This is a genomic window from Pseudoalteromonas 'SMAR' (assembly GCF_048515945.1).
Classification (GTDB): Bacteria; Pseudomonadota; Gammaproteobacteria; order Enterobacterales; family Alteromonadaceae; genus Pseudoalteromonas.
Map to the genome: position 1 here is coordinate 42,315 of NZ_JBLWMW010000033.1, position 6,147 is coordinate 48,461.

Annotated in this window: 8 protein-coding genes; 5 read left to right on the forward strand and 3 right to left on the reverse strand. The window is 46.2% G+C overall.

Translation table 11 applies throughout. From position 1 onward, the window contains the following. The first annotated feature begins 97 nt into the window (after positions 1–97). Genes ACNKW2_RS13965 through hemF form a run of 3 tightly spaced genes read left to right on the forward strand, consistent with a single transcriptional unit; the run spans position 98 to position 2,168 of the window. Positions 98–664 carry a DNA topoisomerase family protein gene (locus ACNKW2_RS13965; protein ID WP_336568145.1) on the forward strand — a complete coding sequence of 189 codons (567 nt, stop codon included), beginning with the start codon at positions 98–100 and terminating at the stop codon, positions 662–664. Further along, entirely contained in the window at positions 661–1,251 is a 591-nt protein-coding gene (tsaC, locus tag ACNKW2_RS13970; protein ID WP_419149105.1) for an L-threonylcarbamoyladenylate synthase type 1 TsaC, read from the forward strand. Before ACNKW2_RS13965 ends, tsaC begins: the two co-directional genes overlap by 4 nt. A gap of 5 nt (positions 1,252–1,256) precedes the next feature. Next, positions 1,257–2,168 carry an oxygen-dependent coproporphyrinogen oxidase gene (hemF, locus tag ACNKW2_RS13975; protein ID WP_419149106.1) on the forward strand — a complete coding sequence of 304 codons (912 nt, stop codon included), beginning with the start codon at positions 1,257–1,259 and terminating at the stop codon, positions 2,166–2,168. A gap of 30 nt (positions 2,169–2,198) precedes the next feature. Here the strand turns inward: hemF and ACNKW2_RS13980 are convergent, their stop codons facing one another. Both ACNKW2_RS13980 and ACNKW2_RS13985 read right to left on the reverse strand, forming a co-directional pair. Next, complete coding sequence (locus ACNKW2_RS13980) at positions 2,199–3,806, reverse strand: methyl-accepting chemotaxis protein (protein ID WP_419149107.1); 1,608 nt, start codon at positions 3,804–3,806, stop codon at positions 2,199–2,201. Between the two features lie 105 nt (positions 3,807–3,911). After that, a complete protein-coding gene (locus tag ACNKW2_RS13985; protein WP_419149108.1) occupies positions 3,912–4,361 on the reverse strand; it encodes a group II truncated hemoglobin in 450 nt (149 codons plus the stop codon). 29 nt (positions 4,362–4,390) lie between these two features. On the opposite strand from ACNKW2_RS13985, the gene aroE reads away from it, so the two are divergent. Both aroE and ACNKW2_RS13995 read left to right on the forward strand, forming a co-directional pair. Beyond that, positions 4,391–5,206 carry a shikimate dehydrogenase gene (aroE, locus tag ACNKW2_RS13990; protein ID WP_419149109.1) on the forward strand — a complete coding sequence of 272 codons (816 nt, stop codon included), beginning with the start codon at positions 4,391–4,393 and terminating at the stop codon, positions 5,204–5,206. Further along, positions 5,206–5,439, forward strand: a complete 234-nt coding sequence (locus ACNKW2_RS13995) for a DUF1488 family protein (protein WP_419149110.1) — start codon at positions 5,206–5,208, stop codon at positions 5,437–5,439. The genes aroE and ACNKW2_RS13995 overlap by 1 nt, the downstream gene beginning before the upstream one ends. Here ACNKW2_RS13995 and ACNKW2_RS14000 read toward each other — a convergent pair. Further along, complete coding sequence (locus ACNKW2_RS14000; protein ID WP_419149111.1) at positions 5,425–5,958, reverse strand: gamma carbonic anhydrase family protein; 534 nt, start codon at positions 5,956–5,958, stop codon at positions 5,425–5,427. The two genes, ACNKW2_RS13995 and ACNKW2_RS14000, sit on opposite strands and share 15 nt — an antisense overlap. Positions 5,959–6,147 lie beyond the last annotated feature (189 nt).

Below are 6,147 nucleotides of genomic sequence, written 5' to 3' on the forward strand. Positions count from 1 at the left end.
GAATATAGATAATTGCTGAATTAATTGGCAATTTCCTTGACCCACTAGACTAGGCGATTATATTAGGCGCTGAAAAGTACCTAGGGTGGGAGGACCAATGAGCAAAATTGATCATGCTCTATTTAATGCTGACAAACATGCACTTGAAAAAGAGTATGAAGTTTGTCCGCAATGTGGCTCTGAGCTGGTGATAAAAAACAGTAAAAGCGGACCGTTTATTGGCTGTGCCAGTTACCCCCAGTGCGACTACACCCGTGCTATTGCCCATCATGATAGCCATGTGATCAAAGTGCTTGAAGACGTGGCATGCCCTGAGTGTGGTAAGGACTTAGTCATAAAAAATGGTCGCTACGGTATGTTTATTGGCTGCACTGGCTACCCTGAGTGTCATTATATTGGTCATGAGGAAGAACCTGAGCCCGAGGCTTTGCCTGATTGCCCGAAATGCCAAACTGGGCAACTGACACAGCGCAAGAATAAGTTTGGTAAGCACTTTTACAGCTGCGATAAGTACCCCAGTTGCAAATACACACTGAATTACCCGCCCGTTGCGCAAACTTGTGAGCAATGCGGTTGGCCAGTGCTGGTGGAGAAGACCCGAGCTGGCAAGGCTGTGCTACAATGTCCGCAAAAATCATGTCAAAAGGTCGTGGACAAAGCGTGAGTACTACTGCAAATGGCGACTCGCTCGAAGTTGCTAATCAACTCAGCGTCGAACAGGCATTAACTGACGGGGCTGTGATTTGCTACCCCACGGAAGCTATATTTGGCTTAGGGTGCGACCCTGATAACCAAGCCGCCGTTGCGCACCTGTTGCAGCTAAAAGGGCGGCCGCTAAGTAAAGGTTTGATCCTAATTGCTGATAATTATTCTCAGTGTTTGCCTTACGTTGCAGATGAACATATTCCTTTGCACAAACGCGCTGAGATATTTTCTAGTTGGCCTGGTGCCGTAACTTGGTTGCTTCCTGCTAAGGCTTCAGCGCCGCGTTGGCTTACCGGTGGTCGCCAGACGATTGCCATTCGAGTAACTGCGCACCCGGTGGTGAAGCGTATATGCCAAGCATTTGCAAAACCCATTGTCTCTACCAGCGCCAATTTCAGCGGTGAGATGCCTGTGACGTCACTCTCCCAAGCCAAAGCCCTATTTGCTGATCAAGTCGGCTACTATGTTGACGGCCCTTTAGGCAGCCATTCGAGCCCCAGCGTAATCAAGGACGCCATGACAGGCAAAGTGATCCGAGGAACATAATTACTATGAGTCAAGTAAATTTAGAAACAGTAAAAAGCTTTTTATTACAGCTGCAAGACCATATTTGCCAAGGTCTTGAGCAAGCTGACGGTGGCGCCAAGTTCGTTGAAGATGCTTGGCAAAGAGAAGAAGGTGGGGGCGGTCGTACCCGCGTTATCCGCGATGGTAATGTGATTGAGCAAGGGGGAGTGAACTACTCCCATGTTTTTGGTGCCTCAATGCCCGCTTCAGCCACGGCTCACCGACCGGAATTAGCAGGACGTAGCTTTCATGCTTGTGGTGTGTCCTTGGTGATCCACCCAAAAAATCCCCATATTCCTACCAGCCATGCCAATGTGCGGTTTTTTATTGCCGAGAAAGAAGGTGAAGCACCGATTTGGTGGTTTGGTGGCGGCTTTGATTTAACTCCATTTTATCCGCAAATGGAGGACGTTCAACATTGGCACCAAGTTGCAGCGGATTTGTGTGCGCCATTTGGTGAGCAGGTGTATGATGACTATAAAAAATGGTGTGATGATTATTTCTATTTGAAACACCGCAAGGAAACCCGAGGCGTAGGTGGTTTATTCTTCGATGATTTAAATCAGTGGGGCTTTGATAAGAGTTTTGCCTTTATGCAGGCGGTAGGGAATGGCTTTCTGGACGCCTACTTACCTATTATCGCTAAGCGTAAAGATACGCCCTATGGTGAACAACAGCGACAGTTCCAGTTGTACCGCCGAGGTCGTTACGTCGAATTTAATCTGGTTTGGGATCGTGGCACCTTATTTGGTTTGCAAACAGGTGGGCGCACTGAGTCTATTTTGATGTCGATGCCACCGCTTGCGCGTTGGGAATATGACTTCCAGCCTGAGCCCGGATCCGCAGAGGCAAGGTTAAACGAGTTTTTAACTCCCAGAGACTGGTTAAATAAATAAGGAGCCTTTTGGCTCCTTATTTATTACCCGTTAGTTGAGTTTAAATCCTCTTACCTGTTCATCCAGATCTCTGGCCAGTGTTAGTAGCTCTTCACTGATCTGTTTCGAGCCATGGGCATCAACGAGCGAGGTTTCAGCATTATCACTGATGGCAACAACGCTGCGATTAATTTCTTCTGCTGCAAGGTTTTGCTGTTCAGTGGCATCGGCTATTTGCAAGTTTAAAGCATTTATTTCATGCATTTGCGTTGATATGTCTTTCAGTGCTTGAGCCACTTTTTTCACTTGTCCTGCGCGTTCATCGGCTTCTTCACAAGAGGCACTCATGGCCGCAACGGTTTGCTCTGCCTCGGTTTGTAACTTATCAATGGTTCTTCTGATTTCATCAGTCGAGTCATGGGTTCTGGTGGCCAGAGTTCTCACTTCATCGGCGACCACGGCAAAACCTCGGCCCGCTTCACCGGCCCGCGCAGCTTCAATGGCGGCATTGAGCGCCAGTAAATTGGTCTGCTCGGCGATAGCACTGATCACCTCAAGCACTTTGCCCACCTCCAATGTTTGCGCTTGCAGCTGTGATACTTGCTCGGCTGCTTGGCGGACATCTTGCGCGAGTTGGTTAATGCTTTGCTCTGTATGATTAGCAACCGCCATACTCTCTTCTGCCAAGTGGTTGCTGCTGTCTGACTTCTCAGATGCAAAGTGAGTGGTGTTTTTCACTTCACTGGAAGAGCTTTCCAGCTCATTAATAGCCGCGGCTACCGAGTCAGTTCCTTGCTTTTGTTCTTGGATAGCCAACTCAGTGGTCTCTGCTGAGGCATAGATAGATTCAGCTGAACTAATTAATACCTTCGAAGAGTGAGACAGCTGCGAGATATTTTCTTTGAAGCTGTCCATCATTTTATTGTAGTTATTGGCCAGTCTTCCGAGCTCGTCATCCACGTCGTCGTCAATTCGTAAAGATAGATCCTTATTGCTGGTGGCCAGCCGCATAGTGCGACCCAAGGTTTTTAGGCGCACAATAAAGAGTTTGCGAAATAACACCCCTAAGAGCACAAAGGTGGTGATAAAAATAGCTGACAACAAGGCGGTACTTACCCAAGTGTTGTTATGCACGGTGCTGTCTATTTCTGCTAGGGAGTAACTAATTCTTACTACACCCAGCACATCGCCTTCTTGGGCCTGATGGCAACCGAGGCAATTGGTTCCTTTATAATCTTCCAATGCCACCATCGGCTTTAAGAAGGTCATGATCCGGTTACCATCGCGTTGCTCTATCACGAGGGTTTCTTTGCCGTTTAATGCGGCATATTCAGCATCTGAGCTAGGTGATTGGTTGGCATTGCCGGGACCATACAGTTTATTCACTAACTCTGAGCGAATAATATGAGCATCTTCGATATTTGGGTGATTACGGATTTTTTCACTGAGTATCTCTCGGTTGGCCATGGTGCCGGTCAGCATCATGGTGTTGATAGAGTCAAAGTAGTTATCCGCAAGTAATTTGATGTTGCTCTCGACGGTTTCTTCGGCCAACGTTTTTTGTTGACTACTACTGCTAAGAATACTTGCAATCAGCACCAGTATGCCGGTCACCGCCAGTAGGGCATATATTTTATGTTGGATAGACTTCACACGCATCGCACCTGTTCACTATAAGAACAAACATTATGCTGCTCTAGTGTAGATGGTGATTTGACCTAGCGCAAAACAGTGCTGTAATCCTTACTATCTAATAGTTTTATACTACTCTTGATTGATCATATGGGTGGCCAGTTGGGCTAGTGACTTTCTTAGGCCTTCTCTTAATAGCGGATTATCCACTTCTTCATCTAGCGCTTTGTTCATGCAGTGCATCCATTGGTCGCGCAAATCTTGGTCGATGGCAAAGGGCATATGGCGCATTCTTAATCTAGGGTGACCATACTTTTCAGCAAATAAGTCAGGACCGCCGAGCCAGCCGGATAAGAACTCGAAAAACACTAAACGGATCCGATCCAATGGTTGTGGATGCATTTCGTATAGTGGCTTAGCATAAGGATCTGTTGCCATAATGTCATAGAAGCGGTTGGCTAAATTGCGAGTCCCTTGTTCTCCACCAATAATTTCGTAAGGCGTTTCTTGTGGTGATGGGGCACTATTTGTTGCTTCTGAGGTTGCATCTTTATTGAAGATGCGTTTTATTAACTGCTTCATAATGACTCTTTATAAGGCGCTCTTTAACTATGGATAAATATGCGGTTTTCGGCAATCCGATAAAGCATTCTAAATCTCCTGCGATCCATGTGCAATTCGCACAACAATGTCGACAGCAATTAAGCTATGAGGCAATACTTACTCCACTAGAGCAGTTTCAGCAAACGGTAACCGCGTTTTTTGCTCAAGGTGGTCGTGGAGCGAATGTAACTGTGCCTTTTAAAGAGCAAGCTTATCAGTTTGCCGATAGCTTAAGTGAGCGTGCTGCGTTAGCTGGAGCTGTGAACACCCTTCTTAAAGAGGACAATGGCACAATTAGTGGTGATAACACGGATGGTGAGGGTTTAGTTCAAGACCTCCTAAATCACCAAGTGACGCTTTCAGGAGCAAGCATATTGCTAGTTGGTGCCGGTGGCGCTGCCAGAGGGTGTATATATCCACTCTTTCAAGCTGGAGTGAAACAGATCTGGGTGACAAATCGCACGGAAGAGAAAGCACAGCAACTGGCAACGCAATTCCAGGGCTTTGGCAATATTTCAGCCAGCAGCCTAGAAGCAGTATCGAATAGCGATTTTGATATCATTATTAATTCCACCTCCTCGAGCTTAAATGGTGAGGTGCCGGCATTAGACTCTAATGTGGTTGCAGATTGTAAGGTGGCTTATGATATGTTTTACAGCACGCAGCAGACCAGTTTTCTTCAGTGGGTGGCACAACATAACCGCCAAGCCCAACTGATTGACGGCATTGGCATGTTGGTAGAGCAAGCTGCAGAAGCCTTTTATCTATGGCGTGGGGTACGCCCTGATACCACTGCCAGTGTGCAACTGCTTAGAGGTGCATAATGAATCAAGCCATCTTGTTTAACGATGATGTCAGTTATCACCAAGGGGAACTACGTTTTACCGCGATGGCGAGTGGTCAGCTTATTATTTGTAAGGTAATCACTAAGCTGCCACAACAACAGGCTTTAGAACATTTTGCTCAGCACCAGTTTGACTATGAAATGCAGGCCGAGCAACTTATTGAGGACGAAATGATTAGCTCTGAAGGCGAGGTAATCCTAGACTTCCTCTAGATAATCTTGTTTAAGTTCAACATAGTTTTGTGCTGATACTTTGAGAAAGTTGAGCTCCTGTTCGCTCAGCGGTCTGGCTTGTTTGACAGGGCTGCCGACATATAAGTAGCCTGATTCTAAGGTTTTGTTCGGTGGCACTAGAGCGCCGCCGGCGATGATGACATCGTCTTCGACAATCGCATTGTCCATAACAATAGCACCCATGCCTACTAATATACGGTTACCTAGCTTACAGCCATGGAGCATCACTTTATGGCCGACAGTGACATCATCACCGATGATGAGAGGGTAGCCTTCAGGCACTGCAGCACTTTTTCTTGTTAAGTGCAGCACGCTACCATCTTGAATATTGGTTCTTTTGCCAATCTTAATAAAGTTAACATCGCCGCGTGCCGCGACTAGAGGCCAAACACTGCTGTGTTCAGCGATCTCAATATCACCCACTAATACTGCAGACTCATCGATGTAAACACCGTCTCCAAGCTGTGGTCGCTTTCCTTTATAACTTCTGAGCATCATTAAATAACCTATTAATTCTATCGTTGCTATCAGTGTAGAGCCTTGAGAATGAAATCTCTAGTCTACAAAAAGCACAAAATAAGAAGTAAAACTATACTTTTTACTAGTTTTCGGATGAATTGTGTGCAAACAACCTGTTTTTCTAAGTTTTCTTTAAAAAAGGGGTTGCATCGTTTTCGATTCTCCCTA

Bases quoted from the DNA above. Each gene is read 5' to 3' on its own strand.
- ACNKW2_RS13965 (WP_336568145.1), top strand. From the start codon at position 98: ATGAGCAAAATTGATCATGCTCTATTTAATGCTGACAAACATGCACTT.
- hemF (WP_419149106.1), top strand. From the start codon at position 1,257: ATGAGTCAAGTAAATTTAGAAACAGTAAAAAGCTTTTTATTACAGCTG.
- ACNKW2_RS13980 (WP_419149107.1), bottom strand. From the start codon at position 3,806: ATGCGTGTGAAGTCTATCCAACATAAAATATATGCCCTACTGGCGGTG.
- ACNKW2_RS13985 (WP_419149108.1), bottom strand. From the start codon at position 4,361: ATGAAGCAGTTAATAAAACGCATCTTCAATAAAGATGCAACCTCAGAA.
- aroE (WP_419149109.1), top strand. From the start codon at position 4,391: ATGGATAAATATGCGGTTTTCGGCAATCCGATAAAGCATTCTAAATCT.
- ACNKW2_RS13995 (WP_419149110.1), top strand. From the start codon at position 5,206: ATGAATCAAGCCATCTTGTTTAACGATGATGTCAGTTATCACCAAGGG.
- ACNKW2_RS14000 (WP_419149111.1), bottom strand. From the start codon at position 5,958: ATGATGCTCAGAAGTTATAAAGGAAAGCGACCACAGCTTGGAGACGGT.